Source organism: Rhodococcus spelaei, assembly GCF_006704125.1.
Taxonomy (GTDB): Bacteria; Actinomycetota; Actinomycetes; order Mycobacteriales; family Mycobacteriaceae; genus Rhodococcus_G; species Rhodococcus_G spelaei.
On the sequence record NZ_VIGH01000007.1, the window covers coordinates 52043 to 70176 of the forward strand.

General features: G+C 67.6%; 17 protein-coding genes. 6 read left to right on the top strand and 11 right to left on the bottom strand.

The genetic code is table 11. From position 1 onward, the window contains the following. Positions 1 to 40 precede the first annotated feature (40 nt). Genes FK531_RS15650 through FK531_RS15690 form a run of 9 tightly spaced genes read right to left on the bottom strand, consistent with a single transcriptional unit; the run spans position 41 to position 9103 of the window. Positions 41 to 1321 carry a cytochrome P450 gene (locus FK531_RS15650; protein WP_142100956.1) on the bottom strand — a complete coding sequence of 427 codons (1281 nt, stop codon included), beginning with the start codon at positions 1319 to 1321 and terminating at the stop codon, positions 41 to 43. Between the two features lie 23 nt (positions 1322 to 1344). Further along, the gene (locus FK531_RS15655; protein WP_142100957.1) at positions 1345 to 2976 is read right to left on the bottom strand and encodes an acyl-CoA synthetase; all 1632 of its coding nucleotides are present in this window, start codon (positions 2974 to 2976) and stop codon (positions 1345 to 1347) included. Between the two features lie 31 nt (positions 2977 to 3007). Then, complete coding sequence (locus tag FK531_RS15660; RefSeq protein WP_142100959.1) at positions 3008 to 4282, bottom strand: hypothetical protein; 1275 nt, start codon at positions 4280 to 4282, stop codon at positions 3008 to 3010. Continuing rightward, positions 4276 to 4827 carry a Cif family virulence factor gene (locus FK531_RS15665; protein ID WP_142100961.1) on the bottom strand — a complete coding sequence of 184 codons (552 nt, stop codon included), beginning with the start codon at positions 4825 to 4827 and terminating at the stop codon, positions 4276 to 4278. Before FK531_RS15665 ends, FK531_RS15660 begins: the two co-directional genes overlap by 7 nt. Before the next feature lie 46 nt (positions 4828 to 4873). Then, positions 4874 to 5068, bottom strand: coding sequence for a ferredoxin (locus FK531_RS15670; protein WP_142100963.1), 195 nt, complete (start codon positions 5066 to 5068; stop codon positions 4874 to 4876). A 3-nt stretch (positions 5069 to 5071) separates the two neighbouring features. Beyond that, positions 5072 to 6523, bottom strand: a complete 1452-nt coding sequence (locus FK531_RS15675; protein ID WP_142100965.1) for a cytochrome P450 — start codon at positions 6521 to 6523, stop codon at positions 5072 to 5074. Continuing rightward, positions 6520 to 7326, bottom strand: a complete 807-nt coding sequence (locus tag FK531_RS15680) for an SDR family oxidoreductase (protein WP_142100967.1) — start codon at positions 7324 to 7326, stop codon at positions 6520 to 6522. Before FK531_RS15680 ends, FK531_RS15675 begins: the two co-directional genes overlap by 4 nt. Beyond that, positions 7326 to 8531: a cytochrome P450 gene (locus FK531_RS15685; protein ID WP_142100968.1), complete on the bottom strand. Its 1206-nt coding sequence runs from the start codon at positions 8529 to 8531 to the stop codon at positions 7326 to 7328. The genes FK531_RS15680 and FK531_RS15685 overlap by 1 nt, the downstream gene beginning before the upstream one ends. Before the next feature lie 2 nt (positions 8532 to 8533). Then, positions 8534 to 9103 (bottom strand): TetR/AcrR family transcriptional regulator, encoded by a 570-nt coding sequence (locus tag FK531_RS15690; protein ID WP_246098197.1) that lies wholly within the window; start codon positions 9101 to 9103, stop codon positions 8534 to 8536. A gap of 399 nt (positions 9104 to 9502) precedes the next feature. On the opposite strand from FK531_RS15690, the gene FK531_RS15695 reads away from it, so the two are divergent. The 6 genes from FK531_RS15695 (at position 9503) to FK531_RS15720 (ending at position 16334) form a co-directional block, all read left to right on the top strand. Next, positions 9503 to 10975, top strand: a complete 1473-nt coding sequence (locus tag FK531_RS15695) for an aldehyde dehydrogenase (protein WP_142100972.1) — start codon at positions 9503 to 9505, stop codon at positions 10973 to 10975. A 34-nt stretch (positions 10976 to 11009) separates the two neighbouring features. Continuing rightward, positions 11010 to 11759, top strand: a complete 750-nt coding sequence (locus FK531_RS15700; protein ID WP_142100974.1) for an SDR family oxidoreductase — start codon at positions 11010 to 11012, stop codon at positions 11757 to 11759. After that, complete coding sequence (locus tag FK531_RS15705; protein WP_142100976.1) at positions 11756 to 12679, top strand: NAD(P)-dependent oxidoreductase; 924 nt, start codon at positions 11756 to 11758, stop codon at positions 12677 to 12679. Before FK531_RS15700 ends, FK531_RS15705 begins: the two co-directional genes overlap by 4 nt. A gap of 44 nt (positions 12680 to 12723) precedes the next feature. Then, a complete protein-coding gene (locus FK531_RS15710) occupies positions 12724 to 13107 on the top strand; it encodes a carboxymuconolactone decarboxylase family protein (protein ID WP_142101383.1) in 384 nt (127 codons plus the stop codon). A 58-nt stretch (positions 13108 to 13165) separates the two neighbouring features. Next, the gene (locus FK531_RS15715; protein WP_142100978.1) at positions 13166 to 14632 is read left to right on the top strand and encodes an FAD-dependent oxidoreductase; all 1467 of its coding nucleotides are present in this window, start codon (positions 13166 to 13168) and stop codon (positions 14630 to 14632) included. A 196-nt stretch (positions 14633 to 14828) separates the two neighbouring features. Then, positions 14829 to 16334, top strand: coding sequence for an HNH endonuclease signature motif containing protein (locus tag FK531_RS15720; RefSeq protein ID WP_142100979.1), 1506 nt, complete (start codon positions 14829 to 14831; stop codon positions 16332 to 16334). A gap of 75 nt (positions 16335 to 16409) precedes the next feature. Here the strand turns inward: FK531_RS15720 and FK531_RS15725 are convergent, their stop codons facing one another. Together FK531_RS15725 and FK531_RS15735 are read right to left on the bottom strand one after the other, a co-directional pair. Continuing rightward, on the bottom strand, positions 16410 to 17207 hold the full coding sequence (locus FK531_RS15725) for an LLM class flavin-dependent oxidoreductase (RefSeq protein WP_246098198.1): 798 nt from the start codon (positions 17205 to 17207) through the stop codon (positions 16410 to 16412). A gap of 78 nt (positions 17208 to 17285) precedes the next feature. Then, on the bottom strand, positions 17286 to 18131 hold the full coding sequence (locus FK531_RS15735; RefSeq protein WP_142100985.1) for an LLM class F420-dependent oxidoreductase: 846 nt from the start codon (positions 18129 to 18131) through the stop codon (positions 17286 to 17288). Positions 18132 to 18134: the final 3 nt, after the last annotated feature.

Genomic DNA, 18134 nt, shown 5'->3' on the forward strand with positions numbered 1-18134 from the left:
CACGCGCCCTCCCCCTCCTCGTGATCCGCTCCCCCGCGGGTCAGTGCGCCACGGGACAGCGGCCGCCGGCGGACCCTCCGGTGCCGTAGTCGACCTCGAAACTCTTGACCCCGTTGATCCAGCCGGACTGCAGTCGACTGGGATCGCCGAGTTTGGTGATGTCGGGCATGTGGTCCGCAATCTTGTTGAAGATCAGGTCGATCTCCATCCGCGCCAGGTTGGCGCCGATGCAGTAGTGCGGTCCGGTACCGCCGAACGCAAGGTGCGGGTTCGGATCCCGGGTGATGTCGAAGACGTTCGGATTCTCGAAAACTTCCTCGTCGAAGTTCGCCGACCCGTACAGGAGTACCACCCGCTGTCCCGCCTTGACCTCGGTTTCACCGATCTCGGTGTCCACCAGTGCCGTCCGCTGCATCGAGGTGATCGGGGACGCCCAGCGGATGATCTCGTCGGCGGCGGTCTTCGGGCGGTCCCGCTTGTAGAGCTCCCACTGCTCGGGGTGCTCGAGGAACGCCATCATCCCCATCGTCGTCGCGTTGCGGGTGGTTTCGTTCCCTGCCACCGCGAGCATGATGACGAAGAAGCCGAACTGCTCCGGCGTCAGTGCCTCGCCGTCCACGTCCGCGTGCACCAGCTGCGAGATGATGTCCTCGGTCGGGTCCTCGCGCCTGGCCTCGGCCAACTGGTAGGCATAGCCGAGGATCTGCGCCGACGCCATCCGCGACGCGCCCTCGAGGGTCTCGTCGTCGTAACCGGTCATCTGGTTCGACCAGTCGAACAACTGCCGACGTGCGTCCTGCGGAACTCCGAGCAGCTCCGAGATCGCTTGCATCGGAAGCTCACTGGCCACCTCCGTGACGAAGTCCCCCCTCGGGTTCGCCACCGCCGCACACGCGATCCGCTCGGCGCGCTCGTCCAGCGCCGAGCGCATCGACTCCACCGATCGCGGTGTGAACAGCCGGGAGACCAGCTTGCGCAGCTGGGTGTGCTCAGGTGCGTCCTTGTTGATCAGGACGTGCTTGGTCACCTCCAACTCCTCGGCGGAGATGTCGTCCTGATGCCGCGGGATCGCCCCGTTGACGTTGTTGGAGAAGTCCTCCGGCCGCCGCGACACGTCACGCACGTCGGCGTGGCGGGACACCACCCAGGCACCGCCGTCGTGGAATCCACCGGTCCCCGGTTCCTGGGCGTTCCACCACACCGGGGCGCAGCGCCGCAGCTGCGCGAACTCTGCCAACGGAACTCGCTCGCCGTACAGCTTCGGGTCGGTGACGTCGAAGCCCGTCGGCAGGTCGAGCGTCGGTGCGTTCAACTCGGTCATGGCTGGACCTTTCGTGTGGGAAGTCAGTCGATTCGGTGATCGGGTGCGTGCGCGGCGGTGTGGTCCTTGGCCCACCGGTACTCCGGCTTGCCGCTCGGCGTCCGCTCGACCTCCGGCACGATCCAGAAGGACCGCGGAATCTTGTAGCCGGCCAGTTGGCTGCGGGCATGCTTCTCGATGCTCTCGAAGTCGGGCAGGCCGTCTCGCGCGCGCATCACGACGGCCACCCGGTTGCCCCACCGCTCGTCGGGCACGCCGATCACGATCGCGTCGTAGACGTCGGAATGGGCCTTCACCACCGCCTCGACCTCCTCGGCGAACACCTTCTCGCCTCCGGTGTTGATCACCATGTTGCCGCGACCGAGCAGAGTCACCGAGCCGTCGTCCTCGATCCGGGCGCGGTCCCCGGTGACCACTGCCCGTTGAGAACGACCGTCTGCGAACACCTCACGGAAGATCTCCGCGGACTTGACCGGGTCGTTGTAGTACCCGAGCGGCACGGGTCCGATCTTGGCGAGCCAGCCCTCGGCTCCGGATCCCGGTGCCTGCACCCGGTTCTCGTCGTCCACGACGACGGTGTGGCGGTGCGAACCCACCTTCGGTCCGCCGTGCTGCTCGAGCCCCTTGGTCGCGAACCCGATTCCCCCGAAACCGGTTTCGGAGGATCCGACCGAATCCGAGATCATCAGGTTCGGGAGGGCCTCGAAGAAGGCATCCTTGACCGAACCGGAGAACAGTGCGGCGCCGGAGGCCACCACGGCCAGGCTGGAGGTGTCCGCGCCGGCGCCGCGCAGCGCCTCCACCAGCGGCCTGCCCATTGCATCGCCGGTGATGACCATCGCGGTCGGACGATGCCTGCCCACCAGCTCCCACGTGCGGGCGGCGTCGAACCTCGGGTCGTAGATCACCGCATTGCCGGCGAGCAGCGCGGTGAACGTCGGCATCAGCGCCGAGGTGTGGATCAGCGGCGGCAGGATCAGCATCCGCATCGGCTCCCCGGCCGCCCCCGTCCGGGACTGCTGGTACTCGTCGGCGATCGGCTCACCGGTGAAGAAGTCCAGTCCGCCCGCGAGCACCCGCCACATGTCCTCCTGACGCCAGACGACGCCCTTGGGCCTGCCTGTGGTGCCGCCGGTGTACAGGATGTAGACGTCGTCGCCGCTGCGCTCGGCGAAACCACGTTCCGGAGAGGCCGCCGCGAGCGCGTCCTGGTAGCGGACCGAACCGGGCAGTGAGGGCTCGGTTCCGGTCGCGAGAGCGTCCGGGACGTCGACCAGGTGCCGGATCCGCGGGACCTGGGGCAGCGCCTCGGCCACCCGCTCGGCGAATCCGCGATGGAACACCAGCGCGTCCAGGTCGGCGTTGTCGTAGAGGTACACCAACTCGTCCGTGGTGTACCGGTAGTTCACGGTGAGTGGCACCGCCCGAATCTTGAAGGCCGCCAGCACGGCGACCATCGTCTCGATCGAGTTGTGCATGTGGATGCCGATGTGGCTACCCGCACCGAATCCGGCGGTCTCGAGGTGGTGTGCCAACCGGTTGGCGCGCTCCTCGAGCTCGCGGTAGGTGACCTCCTCCCCCGAGGCGATCAGGGCAAGACGGTCCGGCATCGCGTCGACCGAATGCTCGAACAGGTCGGCGAACGTGTAGGCCATGCGAGGTCCTTACATGGGTCGGCCGCTCAGACTACGTGGAGCGGCGAATTACGTAGAGAGGAAGGGGAATTCCACGATCTTCGAACACAAATCCCGCGCCGGTGCTGACCTTGGTGATCGCGACCTCGACGCATTCGGGTGCCGGCTCGGCGGCGGTGTCGACCGCGACGAGCAGGCCGTCCGGCTCCTCGGTCACCACCCGCACAGTGAAGTGCGGGTTCACCCCCCGCACCAACGCGTGCAGCGGCTCGAGGTGTTCGCCGTCGAGGAGGGTCGGCCAACCGCCGTCGGCGTCGACGAGGCCGCGCCGGCCGATCCACAACGCGAGACTGTCACCGTCGAATCGGATCTCGCTGTCCACGTACTGCTTCGGGCCCAGCAGCGGGTGCAGCGACAGCACCGTGGCGAGTCCTTCGAGATCGGCGGGCAGGCCGAGCGCGTCGCGGATGCGCTGCGCGGCCACGCCCGCGATCCCGGTCAGCTGCTTGCGGGTGATCTCGAGGGCCTTGTCCTCGTCGACTCGCTTGCGCACCGCCAGGAGGAATCCGAGCGCGAGCAGGTGGTGCTGCAGGCACACCTCCTCGGCGATACGCACCAGCGCCGACTGGGAGAAGTCCGAGAACCTGACGTCGGCGAGCAGCGGTCCTGAGTAGTCGTGGTTGCCCTCGCCCGCGGTGTCGATCGGGCTCAACTCGACGGCGACTGCAGCGGTTCGGCCGATCTGTTCGGTGTGCGACTCCATCACCGGCGGCACGTGCGCCTCGTCGATGATCACCGTCCACGCGCAGTGCGGGTTGCGGTCCGCGGGCCTGCGTGGTGGCCGGTGAATCGGCCGCACCTGGGCGTGCGGATTGGTGGCCAGCGCGGTCGCATCGAAGGTCGGGTCCTCGATGTCGTGGCACATCGTCTTCACGTACTCGTCTCCGAGCGGTTCGACGTCCATCAGCGCGCCGCAGTGATCGAGCCAGAACTCGCCGTGCTGCGGGTCGTCGACCCGGTACCTGAAGTCCATGAACTGCGGCGGCGCCCCGATGTCGAGCTGCAGACCCTTGAAGATGGTCACCACGTCGTCGCCCTCGTAGTTCAACGCCCTCTGCATCCGGCGCGTGTACCAAGGACTGGACGCCTGCCACTCCTCGATCGCGACCTGCCCCATGCCGTCGCGGCCGAATTCCACGATCAGGTGGGCCATCCCGGACCGGTCGATGAGTTGGCCGCACAGCAGCAGTTCGGGCACCAGGGTCGCGAGGTCGTGCCGGGACAGGTCGGCGAACGAGCGCTGCGGACGCGTCACCGGACTCACCACAGCGGAACCGGCGCCTTGCCCACCGGGTACCAGCCGGGCAGGTGCTCGCCGGAGAGCGATCGCTGGATCCGCGACTGCATGCCCTTCGACAGCGCGTTGTTCTGGATCATCTCCATGAACAGCGCGGAGACGTTGCCGAAGTCGAAGAAGTCGCGCTGCCACGACCACTGGAAGTTCCCGCCGTACCGGAACCAGCTGCCGCCGATGCCGTACACGGCGTAGTTGCTGCCGTCCTCGCGCTTCGCGTCGGAGATCTGCTTCCACAGCCCGATCACGTTGCCGCTGCGCTCGTCGACGACGAAGTCCTGGTACGGGTACTCCCAGCCTTCAAGCCCGTTCATCTCCAGACCGAGCGCCACCTCCCGGATCTCCTCGCGTCCGACCGCCATGAAGTCCTGCTTCGGGCCGTAGTTCCAGCCGTAGGTCGCGTCCTCGGTGTACATGTCCGCCAACGGCTTCCAGTCGCCGGCCGCCTCGGCCTTCTTGTTCGCGTCGATCCAGCGCTCAACCATCTCGTCGAGCTCGGCGCGGTCGAATCCGGTCATCGTCAATCGTCTCCCTCGAGTGTGTGAAGTCTTCGTGTGGTTCGCGTCAGTCCTCGACGATCCGCAGGGCCTGCGTCGGGCAGTACCGGACGGCGTTCTCCACGTCCGCGCGCGCCGATTCCGGCGGCGACGGGTCGAGCAGGTTCACCTTCCCGCGGCTGGGCACCGAGAACACCTCGGACGCCTCCATCTCGCAGGCCGCGTGGCCCTGGCACAGGTCCAGGTCCACCTCGATACGCACGACTCACCCCTCGCGGTCGGTGTGTGCGACCGGGCAACCTGCCGGGGCGGCTGCACCGGCACCCACCGATGCGGCACGCGAGGTCCGCCTGCGGTAACGCACCCGGCACGGTTGCTGCAGCTGCACGACCATCTTGCTGTGATCGTTGCGGTACGAGTCGGACGGCTGCGACATCTCGAACTCGTAGTCCCGCAACAGGATCGAGAAGATCGCCTTGAGCTGCATCTGCGCGAACGCGGCCCCGACACAGCGGTGCCTGCCCGCCCCGAACGGGATCCAGGTCCACCGGTTGACGATGTCCTCCTGGTTCGGGTCGATGTAGCGCCCGGGATCGAACTGGTCCGGCTGCGGGAAGTCCTCGGCGATCCGGTTCGAGATCGCCGGGGTCGCCGCGACGAGATTGCCCTCGTGAATCTGGTAGCCGCCGACCTCGAAGTCGCCGCGGGCCACCCGCAGCAGGATGATCAGTGGCGGGTGCAGTCGGAGCGTCTCCTTGATCACCGACTCGAGTACCGGGATCTGGCGCAGCGCATGGAAACTGATGTCCGCACCGTCGGAGTACAGCTCGTCGAGTTCGGTCACCACCCGTTCCATCGCGTCGGGGTGCCGCAGCAACTCGATCAGCGACCAGGCCGCGGTACCGGAGGTGGTGTGGTGGCCGGCGAACATCATCGAGATGAAGATGCCGGTGATCTCGTCCGCACTGAATCGCAGATCGCCCTTCTCGTCCTTGACGGACACGAGAATGTCGAGCATGTCGCGATCGTCTTTACCCTGCGGCGGATTCGCGATCCTGCCGTTCATGATCTCCTGCACCAGGGCGACCAGCGCGACCCGGGCCTCGTCGCGGCGCCGGAAGCTCTCGATCGGCGCATAGGGATCGACGAAAGCGATGGCGTCGGTGCCCTGTTCGAGCTCGTGGTAGAGCTTGGCGAACCGGTCGTCGAGCTGGTCGCGGAACTTCTTGCCGATCAGGCAGGACGACGAGGTGTAGATGGTCAATTCGGCGAAGAAGTCGAGCAAGTCGATCTCGCCCTCCTCACCCCAGCCCGCGACCATCGCCTCGACCTCGGCGCCGATGGTGGCGGCATGGCCCTTCATCTGTTCACCGCGCAACGCGGAGTTGTGCAGCATCTCCTTGCGCCGCTCGGGGCTGGCGTCGAAGACCACGCCCTCGCCGAAGATCGGCTTCATGAACGGGTAGGCGGCCTGCTGGTCGAGGTCCTCGTCGCTGGAGCGGAAGAAGAACTCGTTGGCCTCGGCGCCGGAGAGCAGCACCACCTCGCGGTCGGCGAGCTGGAAGATCCCGACGTCGCCGCACTCCTCGCGCACCCGGCGCATCAACGTGATCGGGTCGGTGCGCAGTTCCTCGAGGTGCCCGTGCTCGTGCTCGCCGCCGGACACCCGGGGTGGGTTGGGCAGTGCCGTGGACTTATCCTGCACTCCGTGTGTCATTTCGTCTCCTGCGAGGTGGTGGTCGGGAGCGGGTTGAGGGGCGCTTCGGGCTGGACCTCGACGAGGACCAGGTGCGCGCCGCGCGGTGCGCTGACCACAGCGACCACGGCGTTGGCCATGTCGGAGGCACGCAGGAAGAAGCCGTGCCGCGCAAACCCCCACTTGGTCCAGAGTTCGGCCACGGGGGCGAGGATCTCGGGGGTCGAATCCATCCCCATCCCGGTGAAAGTGGGACCGGGCCGTACGATGGATGCGCGAATCCCGGTGCCCTCGAGCTCCATTCGCATCTGCCGGCCCATCGCCTCGAGTCCGGCCTTGGCCGCGTCGTAGGCGCCCATCCCCGGCCGAGGCCGGTCGGCACAGTCCGAACCGATCAGCACGAAGTCGCCGCGCCGCCGCGCCCGCATCCCCGGCAGCACCCGGTACGCCAACCGCTGCGCACCGACCAGGTGCACGTCGATCTGCTTGGCGAACCTGACGGGGTCCATCTCGTCCGCTGTGCCGAACTCGAGGTCGCCGGCGCCGGAGACGACGATCTCTGCCGGGCCGAGAGCCGCCTCGGCGGCGGTGACGAACGCGTCGACCGACTCGTTGTCGGTGACGTCGAGGAAATGCGCGAACGCCTCTCCACCATTGCTGCGGATCTTCTCGGCTATCGCCTCGCTCTGCTCAACCCGTCGGGCACCGAGAGCGACCGGGTGACCGAGCTCGGCGAGCGCGTAGGCGGTCGCCTCGCCGATCCCGGACGAGGCGCCGCTGATCAGCGCCGGCCGCCGGTCCGGATTGGGTTCGAATCTGGGCATCAGCGCACCTGCACCTTCACCGGCAGGGCCGCGAAGCCCCGCACGTTCGTCGAATGGACACGTTCCATCCCGGACTCGTCGACCTCGAATCCGGATACTTGGCGGGCGAACTCGGCGAGCGCGATGTTCGTCTCGAGCCGGGCCAGGTGGGCGCCGAGGCAGAAGTGCACGCCGCCGCCGAAGCTGGCCAGCTTGTTGGTCGAGTTGCGGCCGATCTGGTACTCGTCGGCGTCGTCGAAGACGTCGGAGTCACGGTTGGCCGAGCCGATCAGGAGCAGCATCTTCTCCCCCGCCGGCACGGTCTGGCCGTAGTACTCGAGATCCTCCGCGGTAGTCCTCGCGACGATCTGACTCGACGTGTCGTAGCGCAGCGTCTCCTCCGTCCAGTCGGACACCAGGCTCGGGTCGGCCAGCACCGGGGCCACCTGAGCAGGATTTCGTGCGCCCCAGTAGAGCGCATTGCCGAGCAGTTTGGTGGTGGTTTCGTTGCCCGCCACCACCATCAGGAACATGAATCCGAGGATCTCGGCGTCGGAGAGTTTGTCCCCGTCAATCTCCGCGTCGAGCAGCGCCGACGTGAGGTCCTCGGTGCGCGAGCGCCTGCGCTCGGCGATCATGTCCCGGTAGTAGGTCATCAGCGCCATCGAGGACTCGACCGCTGCCTGCGGGACGTCGAGAACGCCGTCCTCGCGGTGCACCACCAGGTCCGCCATCCGGCGCAGTTCGGCACGGTCCGGCTGCGGGACGCCCATCAACTCGGAGATGACGTCCATCGGCAGCTTGCCTGCGACCTCTGCGATCCAGTCGAACTCTCCCGCCGCGAGCGCGGGGGTCAGGTGCAGCTGGGTCAGCTCCAGGATGCGACCGTCGAGTTCGGCGACCCGGCGGGGGGTGAATCCGCGAGAGACCAACTGCCGCAACCGCATGTGCCGCGGATCATCCATCGCGAGGAAGGACATCACGTAGTGGGCGTGCGGGCCGTACGCTGCCGGGTCGAGCGAGACGCCGTTGGCACTCGACAGGCGGCGGTTGTCCTTGAACGCGTCGGCTACGTCCGCGTGCCGCGAGAGCGCCCAGAACCCGAGGTCCGGATTGTGGTAGATCGGCGACTCCTCCCGGAGTCGCTTGTACACGGGGTAGGGGTCGTCGTGGAACTGGTAGTCGTACGGATTGAAGACCACCGGGTCGATCAGGGCTTCGGTCATCGCTACTCCAGGATCAGTCTTGCGGACGCCTCGAGGCGTCCGGCAATGTGCGCGTAAGTGCCGTACCCCATGCCGGCGCGCAGAAGCGCTCCGGCATAGAGCAGTTCGAGAGTCTCGATGAGGTCGGGGTCACTGCCCGGCCCGAGCGCCGCGGCGAGTCGCCCGTGGATCTCGGCGCCGATCCGGCCGCGCAGATGCTCCACGTCCGGGTCTGCGCCGAGCAGTGCGTTGGTCACCGCTGCGGACACCGCCGGTTCGTCGGCGATCAGCAGAGCGATGTTCCGCAGCACCGCCAGCACCCGGGCGGTGCGGTCGAGTCCGTCACCGTCGACGACTGGCGAGCTCTGCAGCCGCCGCCAGAAGATCTCGGCGACGAGGTGTTCCTTCGAGGAGAAGTAGGTGTAGGCCGTGGCGGGCCCCACCCCGGCGCGCGAGGCCACCGCCCGCACCGTCAACCCGGCGAACTCCTGCTCGCGCAGTACCTCCACGCCGGCCTGCGTCAATCGGTCCACGGTCTCGGCCTGCTTCTCGGTCAGGCGCCGTCGTGTGGACTCGAAACTGGGACTGGACACATGTCTGGACGCTACTACAGGCTCCTGTCCAGGACAATGGTCGTCGAGTCGCGGCGCGCCGGTCGATTTCTTCATGTTTGCCGGCCCGAGCCCTAAGGAATGATCTTCTTGCCGGCAACTCGATTCATTGCATCTCTCCCTCTGATCGAACGAACGGGGAACGGCGAACGGCGCGCACTGCACCCACCAGCCGGACATCGCGGGCGGAGAGGCTCGCGAGCGGCGGCGACTGCCCCGGCACTGACGGCCGGGCAACGCGGCGGTGTGACGAAGAGTAGACACGACTTCCGCCGTTTGTCGATACCCGAACTCGAAATCGCTTCTGCCCGAAACCCATTGCATGTGACATTTGTTCGAACTATAGTCCAGACACCTGTCCAGAAAGGGAGGGTTTGCGCAATGACGCTTCGACCTGCCGACAGCTCGGCACTGCTCGTCGACGGAAAGCTGATTCCGGGTTCCGGAGGGACTTTCGAGATCCTCAACCCGGCCACCGAGGAAGTCGTCGGCCTCGCCGCCGAGGGCACGGCAGCAGACATGGACGCCGCCATCGCCGCCGCACGACGAGCCTTCGACACGACCACCTGGAGCCGCGACCACGCATTCCGCGCCCGGTGCCTGCGACAACTCTGCGATGCGCTGCAGTCCCACATCGAGGAGCTGCGCGAGATCACCATCGCCGAGGTCGGAGCCCCCGCCATGCTCACCGCCGGGCCGCAGCTCGAGGGACCGATCGCTGACCTCCACTTCTGGGCGGATCTAGCCGAAAGCTATTCGTGGGAGCAGGATCTCGGAAACGCCACACCGATGGGGATTCCCACACACCGGCGCCTGCTCAAGGAAGCGGTTGGCGTCGTCGGCGCCATCACGCCGTGGAACTTCCCGCACCAGATCAACTTCGCCAAGCTCGGCCCGGCGCTCGCCGCGGGCAACACCGTCGTACTCAAGCCGGCACCGGACACCCCGTGGTGCGCGGCGCTGGTCGGCAAGGTGATCGCCGAGGAGACCGAGATCCCGGCCGGCGTCGTCAACATCGTCACGTCCACCGACCACTCTCTCGGCGCGCAACTGTGCACCGACCCCCGCGTCGACCTGGTCTCGTTCACCGGCTCGACCGCCACCGGTCGCGCGGTGATGGCCTCGGCGTCGGAGTCGCTCAAGAAGGTCTTCCTCGAACTCGGCGGCAAGTCGGCATTCATCGTCCTCGACGACGCCGACATCAAGGCCGCCTGTTCGATGGCCGCCTTCTCCGTGTCCGTGCACGCCGGCCAGGGCTGCGCGCTGTGCACCCGTCTACTCGTTCCGCGGGAGAAGTACGACGAGGCGGTTGCGGCGGCAGCGAAGGCGATGGCCAGTGTCCGGGCCGGGGACCCGACCAAGCCCGGCACCGTGTGCGGCCCGCTGATCTCGGCGAAGCAGCGCGACCGGGTCGAGGGCTACCTGAAGCTCGCCATCGAGGAGGGCGGCACCTTCGTCACCGGCGGCGGACGTCCGGAGAGCCAGGACCGCGGATACTTCGTCGAACCGACTCTCATTGCCGGACTGGACAACTCCGCCCGGGTCGCACAGGAGGAGATCTTCGGCCCCGTGCTGGTCATCCTGCCGCACGACGGTGACGACGACGCGATCCGGATCGCCAACGACTCGCCGTACGGCCTGTCCGGGGCGGTCTGGGGCACCGACCCCGAGCGCATCGAGCGCGTCGTCACGGGCGTCCGTACCGGCACGCTCGGCGTCAACGGCGGCCTCTGGTACTCCGCCGACGCGCCGTTCGGCGGCTACAAGCAGTCCGGCATCGGCCGCGAGATGGGCGTTCTCGGCTTCGAGGAGTACCTCGAGTCCAAGCTCGTCGCCGGCCCCGCCACCACCTAGACCAACCGAGACAACGAGAAAGCAGGATCCGACAATGGGACGTTTCGACGGACGCACAGCCATCGTCACCGGCGCAGCGCAGGGCATCGGCGAGGGGTATGCCAAGGCACTGGCCACCGAGGGCGCGAACGTGGTGGTCGCGGACCTGAACCGCGAGCTCGGCGAGACCGTGGCCAAGCAGATCGTCGCTGACGGCGGCTCGGCGGTGTTCAAGGAGGTCGACGTCGCGGACGGGACCTCGGCGAAGGCCCTGGCCGACTTCACCATCGAGAAGTTCGGCAGCATCGAACACCTGGTCAACAATGCCGCGATCTACGGCGGGATGAAGATCGACTCCCTGTTGACCGTGGACTGGGACTACTACCGCAAGTTCATGAGCGTGAACATGGACGGCGCGCTGCAGGTCTGCCGCGCCGTGGTACCGCACATGCGGGCGAACGGCGGCTCCATCGTGAACCAGTCCTCCACCGCGGCCTGGCTGTACTCGAACTACTACGGCCTGGCGAAGGCCGGGGTCAACAGCCTGACCCAGCAGCTCGCGACCGAGCTGGGCTGGTCGAACATCCGCATCAACGCGATCGCCCCCGGCCCGATCGACACCGAGGCCACCCGCACGGTCACTCCCGGGAACATCGTCAAGGACATGGTCAAGCGAATTCCGCTGCAGCGCATGGGAACCACCGAGGACCTGGTCGGCATGTGCCTGTTCCTGCTCTCCGACGAGGCCGGCTGGGTCACCGGCCAGATCTTCAACGTCGACGGCGGACAGGTCTACCGGTCATGACCGCGGCCGCCCCCGACTCCGGCAGCCACATGAACACCGACACGACGATCGGATACATCGGTCTCGGCAACATGGGCGCGCCGATGGCCACGCGACTGCTGGACTGGCCCGGCGGCCTGGTGGTCTGCGACGCCCGCGCCGAGGCGACGGAGCCGTTCACCGCGGCGGGCGCGCGCGCCGCGGCCACTCCGGCCGCGGTCGCCGCCGAGGCCACGGTGATCTCGGTGACCGTGCTCGACGACGCCCAGGTGCGCGACGTGGTCGCCGGCCCGGACGGCATCCTGTCCACCGCGCGACCCGGCACGGTGATCGCGGTGCACTCGACGATCTCGGACGTCACCGCGATCGACCTCGCGCAGACCTGCGCCGCGTCGGGCATCCACCTGATCGACGCACCGATCAGCGGCGGAGCACCGGGCGCCCAGCAGGGCCGCCTCGCGGTGATGGTCGGCGGCTCGGAGGAGGCCTTCGCCGCGGTCCGCGAACCGTTCGGCCGGTTCGCGGAACTGGTCGTCCATGCCGGTGAGGTCGGTGCCGGAACGCGAATGAAGCTGGCCCGCAACCTGCTCCACTTCATCTCGTTCACGGCCGCCACGGAGGCGCAGCGGCTCGCCGAGGCGGCCGGTCTGGACATCCGGAAGCTCGGCAAGGTGGTCCGGCACACCGACGCGATCACCGGTGGCGCCGGCGCGATCATGCTGCGCGAGACCACCGCCCCGGTCGCCGAGTCGGACCCCTGGTTCTCGATCCTGAGCCACGTCCGCAACCTCGGCGAGAAGGATCTGTCCCTGGCACTCGACCTCGGCGAACGCCTCGACGTCGACCTGCCGCTCGCCACCCGGGCGCTCTCGGGCCTCGGGCCCGGCCTCGGGGTCGGGGCCGGCGACCTGTCCGAAACCTTCGAGAAGGAGCACGCGTGACCGACCAGAACGAACTGACCGAGGCGCGGGCTCGCGGCGTCGCGATGATGAACCAGGTGTACGGGTGGGAGATGCCCGCGAACGTCCCCGGCGACTTCTTCGCCGTGACCGCGGACCACCTGTTCGCCGACATCTGGACCCGCCCGGGCCTGAGCCTGCGCGACCGGCGACTGCTGCTGCTCGGCGCGATCACCGCGCAGGGGCAGGGCGATGTCGCGAAGATCCAGCTCAACGCCGCGCTGCACAACGAGGAGCTCACCGAGCAGCAGTGCGAGGAGGCCGCGATCTTCCTGTGTCACTACGTCGGCTGGCCGCTGGGCACCGGGCTGAACAACGCGCTCATCGCGGTGAAGGCGGACCGGCGCAAGGCCGCCCGCGCCGCAGCGAAGGCGACTGAGGCCGAGTCCGCGGATTCGGCCACCGGCTGACGCCGGAACGAGAAATACTGCACTGAAGGCAACAACTCTCGAGAGAAGGACCCGATCCATGGCCGACGCCACCCCCATCCGCCCACTGTCCGCCGATCAGGTGCAGACCTGGCACCACGAGGCCGACGTGGTCGTCGCCGGCTTCGGCATCGCGGGCGTCAGCGCCGCCATCGAGGCGGCCCGCGCCGGCGCCGACGTGCTGGTGCTCGAGCGCACCAGCGGATGGGGTGGCGCGGCCGCCCTCGCCGGCGGCTTCATCTACCTGGGCGGGGGCACTCCGCTGCAGAAGGCGCTCGGGTTCGAGGACTCCCCCGAGAACATGAAAGCCTTCATGATGGCGGCGCTCGGCCCCGGTGCCGACGAGGAGAAGATCACCGACTACTGCAACGGGAGCGTCGAGCACTACAACTGGCTCGTCGACAACGGGGTGCCGTTCAAGGAGAGTTTCTACGGCCAGCCCGGCTGGGAGACCCCGTTCGACGACGGACTCATGTACTCCGGCGGCGAGAACGCCGCGCCGTTCAACTCGGTCGCCACCGCCGCCCCGCGCGGGCACGTCCCGCAGATGACCGGGAAGCGGACCGGCGAGAAGGGCGGCGGTTTCATGCTGATGAAGCCACTCGTCGAGACCGCCGAGAAGCTCGGCGTGCGGCACGAGTACGACATGCGGGTGCAGCGCCTGATCGTCGACGGTGACCGTGTGGTGGGCATCGTCGCCAAGCACTACGGCAAGGAGGTCGCCGTCCGCGCCCGCACCGGCGTGGTGCTGGCCACCGGCAGCTTCGCCTACAACAAGGAGATGGTGCAGAACTACGCGCCGCGCCTGATCGGCAAGCCCGGGGCCTCGATCGAGGAACACGACGGCAAGGCCATCCAGATGGCGCAGGCGATCGGCGCCGACCTGGCGCACATGGATGCCACCGAGGTCGCGTTCTTCGGCGACCCGCAGCTGATGGTCCGCGGCATCCTCGTCAACGCCCGCGGCCAGCGCTACGTCAACGAGGACACGTACCCCGGCCGGATCGGCCAGGAGACGTTGCTGCGCAACGACAACCAGGCCTACCTGATCATCGACGAGTCCGCCTACGAGGAGGGCTGCGCAGCCGACAGTTCGACGCCGTTCTTCCGGTTCCAACCGAAGTGGGTCGCCGAGACGGTGGAGGAACTCGAGTCGGACATGGGCCTGCCCGCAGGAACCCTGGTGTCGACGGTGGACGTGTACAACCGGCACGCCGAGAACGGCGAGGATCCGGTCCTGGGCAAGAAGTCCGAGTGGTGCAAGCCGATCGGCTCCCCGATCGCCGCACTGGACCTGCGCAACTTCACGGCCGGCTTCACGCTCGGCGGCCTGCGGACCACGATCAACTCCGAGGTGCTGCACGTGTCGGGCGAACCGATCCCCGGACTCTTCGCGGCCGGCCGCTGCACGTCGGGCGTGTGCGCGGGCGGCTACGCCTCGGGAACCTCGTTGGGCGACGGCAGTTTCTACGGCCGACGCGCCGGCATCTCCGCTGCAAAGGGCTGACCGCACGCGAGCCGCTCGGGGTGACCGGTCACGTTGGGGTCGGTCACCCCGAGCCTCGTCTCGTGCCGTCGGCGGCTGTCAGCCTCACGACCCCTCGGTGGTAGCGCAACCTCCCGATCCCGAATATTGGTGCGCAGCAATAGAACACCCCACTGGTAACCTTGTTATCGAACACGTGTTCGAGTATGGTGGGGACATGGAACTCGACGAGGCGCTCACGACACCCCGCAGGGTGGAGGCGTGGCGTCTCGACGAGGGTTCGTTGCTGGCATTGGTGCCGGAGTTGTCGGCGCGGATGCGGCAACTCGACGCTCTGCGCGTGCGCCTTGTCCACGAGATCGACGAACGTTGTATTTCCGCCACGTTGGGCGCGTCATCGACACAGGCATGGCTGTCCGGAGCCTGCAAGCTCACCCCCGGACAGGCCAAGAAGATCATCACCGCCGGACGCAGCCTCCACGACCGGACCGACGTCGCCGACGCCTTCACCGCAGGCGCCGTCGACATGGACCAGGTACGGGCGATCACCAACCTCCTCGACCAGATCCCCGACCTCATCTCCGGAATCGCCCCCGACTACGTGGACGGCCACTACACCGATCCCGTCGCCGAATGCACCCAGCAATGCACCGACTACCTTGTCGCCGCCGCAGAACACGAACATTCCGCCGACACCGGCCACCGCGCCGCTGCCCTCAAATCCATGCTCGCCGCAGACGACGACGGACCACCACCCGACGACGAGAACGAACAGCTCAACGAGCTCTTCGCCTCCCCCACCGCCGGCGGACGGGTCCGCATCAAAGGCCACCTGGACAAGACCAGCGGAGAACAGCTACTCACTGCCCTCTCCGCCCTGTCGAAGCCCCAACCCGGACGCAACAACACCGACGGCGAACCCGACCAGGACCCCCGCAGCGCACCCCAACGACGCGCCGACGCCCTCACTGACATCATCCGCCACTACCTCGACTCCGGCGACGCCCCCGGCGAAGGCGGCGAAAAGCCCCACGTGACAGTCTTCGTCGGCCTCCACGACCTCGCCAACGCCACCGCACGACACACCAGCGACACTGACTGCTCGGACGACGGCGATACACCGAACAGCAACGGCAGCAGCAGAGACAACGCTGCATGCGGCGGGAATGAGATTGGCGACACGGAACGATTCGGCGAAAGTGGCAACGAACCACACGGCAACAGCGAGTCACCCCGCGCAGACGCCGATGAACCCCGAGATCCCGGACGGTCATTTATCAGACGTGGCCCGGTTTGGATGCCCTGGATGGGACCGATCAGCATCCGAACGGCGGCCATCTTGTCCTGCGACGCCGCCATCACCCCGATCGTCATGGACGACAACGGAAACCCGCTCGACGTCGGCAAGACGACCCGAGTCATCCCCCGCCGCATCCGCCGCGCCCTCGATGCCCGCGACTGCGGATGCGCTTTCCCCAATTGCGGTCGACCCGCCGCCTGGACCGACGGGCACCACATCTGCCACTGGTCCCGCGGTGGCGAAACAAAACTGTCAAATCTGGTTCTGCTCTGCAGGTTTCACCACACGATGATCCACAAGGGCGACTGGCAGGTTTTCATCGGAGACGACGGCCACCCATGGTTCAGACCTCCGAAGTGGATTGACCCCGACCGAAATCCTGTTCCCGCCCACAACCGAAGACAGCTGCGCTTCATCAGCTGACCACCTCACACGACTGCCACCCCGGACCACGACCCCACACAGGGGCCGAGGTCCGGGGTCGTGGCACGTTCGCGATCACGCACCACATCGCCCACCGACCGCGGGACGCACCACTTCGCTGATCAGGCGCAGACTCTCCCACGCGGGTTCCTCCGGCATCCCGCCACACAGCGGGTGACTGGTGACAACGCGGATCTCCCCCGACCGGCAACTCGAGATCAGGTCTTCGGGCGCGGACACCTGGTAGCGGCCGGCCGCGCGCAACTCGTCGACGGTGGCCGAGGAGTCCCGCTCACCGATCCAGGCCCGGTAGGCGAGGGCGTCCGCAAGCAGGTGGTGGCCGTGCTTCGCCCAGAACGCGTCGGGGTCTGCGGCGCAGAACACCGTCGCCGCGATCGATGCCTCCAGGTCACGCGTGCGGGTCTTCCACGGCCGGCCGAACAGCGCGTATTCCTCGGGCCGATACCCCAGTCCGACGGTGTAGGTGACGCGCCCGCCGCTGAGGTGGTCGAGGACGGCGATGTCCTCGGCGAGCCGCAACGGGTCGTACAGGTTCACCACGAGCGCGGCGATCGAGATCGGGATCCGGCGGGTGCGCGCAGCGAACGCCGACGCCACCAGCAGCGGGCTGGGCAGGTATCCGTCGTCCGAGCCGTGGTGCTCGGACAGCGTGATCGCCGTGTGCCCCTTCGCGTCGACGTAGGTCGCCTGCTCGAGTGCCACCTCGAACAGGCGGCGCCGTTCGTCGGACGAGAAGCCGGGGCCCCGGAAGTCGTAGCGGGTCACGAAATGTGTCACCGCGTCGAACTGTGTCACCGCGTCACCCTGTGCCACCGCGTCCACCCGTGTCACCACGTCCCCCTGAGTCGCCACGTCCCCTTGTCGAGAGGACGAACGCCCGGGCGCGGTCCCGCCCAGGCGTTCGTCGGACTCCATCAGTTCAAGAACCGGTCAGCGCCCGAGCTTGCCCGCGAGCTTCTCCAGGTAGGCGGTGACGGTCGGCTCGTCGGCGTCGGGCATGCCGTACACGACCTCGTCGACGCCCAGATCCTCCCAGCGCGACAGGGTCTCGGGGACCGGCTTGCGGTCGAGCACCACGATCCGAGGCGCACCCTCCCTACCGGCGGCCTCCCAGATCTTGCGCAGCAGCAGCACGTTGTCCTCGATGTCCTGCTCGATCGGGGTGGTCATCCAGCCGTCCGCGGACCGCGAGATCCACTTGAAGTTCTTCTCGTTGCCGGCAGCACCGACGATGATCGGAACCCGCGGCTGCTGAACGGGTTTCGGCCACGCCCAACTCGGTCCGAAGCTGAGGAACTCACCCTCGTAGGACGCCTCCTCCTGCGACCACAGCGCCTGCATGCCCTCGAGGTACTCCCGCAGCATCGTGCGGCGCTTTCCGGTGGGCACGCCGTGGTCGGTGAGTTCGTCCAGGTTCCACCCGTATCCGACACCGAGGGTGACGCGGCCACCGGACAGGTGGTCGAGAGACGCGATCGTCTTCGCGAGGGTGATGGGGTCGTGCTCGACAGGCAACGCGACCGCGGTACCGAGGCGGATCCGCGAGGTCACCGACGCGGCGGTGCCGAGGGAGACCCACGGGTCCAGCGTGCGCATGTAGCGGTCGTCGGGCAGCGACTCGTCACCGGTCTGCGGGTGGGCAGCATCGCGGCGGACCGGGATATGGGTGTGTTCGGGGACGTAGAACGAGTCGAATCCGAACCGTTCGACCGCCTGCGCCGCGGCCGCGGGGGTGATGCCGCGATCGCTCGTGAACAGCGTGATGCCAAACTCCACCAA

What these genes read in the sequence shown, in the direction of transcription:
- FK531_RS15710 (WP_142101383.1), top strand. Translation starts at nt 12,724, where the DNA reads ATGATGAACCAGGTGTACGGGTGGGAGATGCCCGCGAACGTCCCCGGC.
- FK531_RS15700 (WP_142100974.1), top strand. Translation starts at nt 11,010, where the DNA reads ATGGGACGTTTCGACGGACGCACAGCCATCGTCACCGGCGCAGCGCAG.
- FK531_RS15665 (WP_142100961.1), bottom strand. Translation starts at nt 4,827, where the DNA reads ATGACCGGATTCGACCGCGCCGAGCTCGACGAGATGGTTGAGCGCTGG.
- FK531_RS15720 (WP_142100979.1), top strand. Translation starts at nt 14,829, where the DNA reads ATGGAACTCGACGAGGCGCTCACGACACCCCGCAGGGTGGAGGCGTGG.
- FK531_RS15715 (WP_142100978.1), top strand. Translation starts at nt 13,166, where the DNA reads ATGGCCGACGCCACCCCCATCCGCCCACTGTCCGCCGATCAGGTGCAG.
- FK531_RS15650 (WP_142100956.1), bottom strand. Translation starts at nt 1,321, where the DNA reads ATGACCGAGTTGAACGCACCGACGCTCGACCTGCCGACGGGCTTCGAC.
- FK531_RS15675 (WP_142100965.1), bottom strand. Translation starts at nt 6,523, where the DNA reads ATGACACACGGAGTGCAGGATAAGTCCACGGCACTGCCCAACCCACCC.
- FK531_RS15655 (WP_142100957.1), bottom strand. Translation starts at nt 2,976, where the DNA reads ATGGCCTACACGTTCGCCGACCTGTTCGAGCATTCGGTCGACGCGATG.
- FK531_RS15685 (WP_142100968.1), bottom strand. Translation starts at nt 8,531, where the DNA reads ATGACCGAAGCCCTGATCGACCCGGTGGTCTTCAATCCGTACGACTAC.
- FK531_RS15680 (WP_142100967.1), bottom strand. Translation starts at nt 7,326, where the DNA reads ATGCCCAGATTCGAACCCAATCCGGACCGGCGGCCGGCGCTGATCAGC.
- FK531_RS15695 (WP_142100972.1), top strand. Translation starts at nt 9,503, where the DNA reads ATGACGCTTCGACCTGCCGACAGCTCGGCACTGCTCGTCGACGGAAAG.
- FK531_RS15705 (WP_142100976.1), top strand. Translation starts at nt 11,756, where the DNA reads ATGACCGCGGCCGCCCCCGACTCCGGCAGCCACATGAACACCGACACG.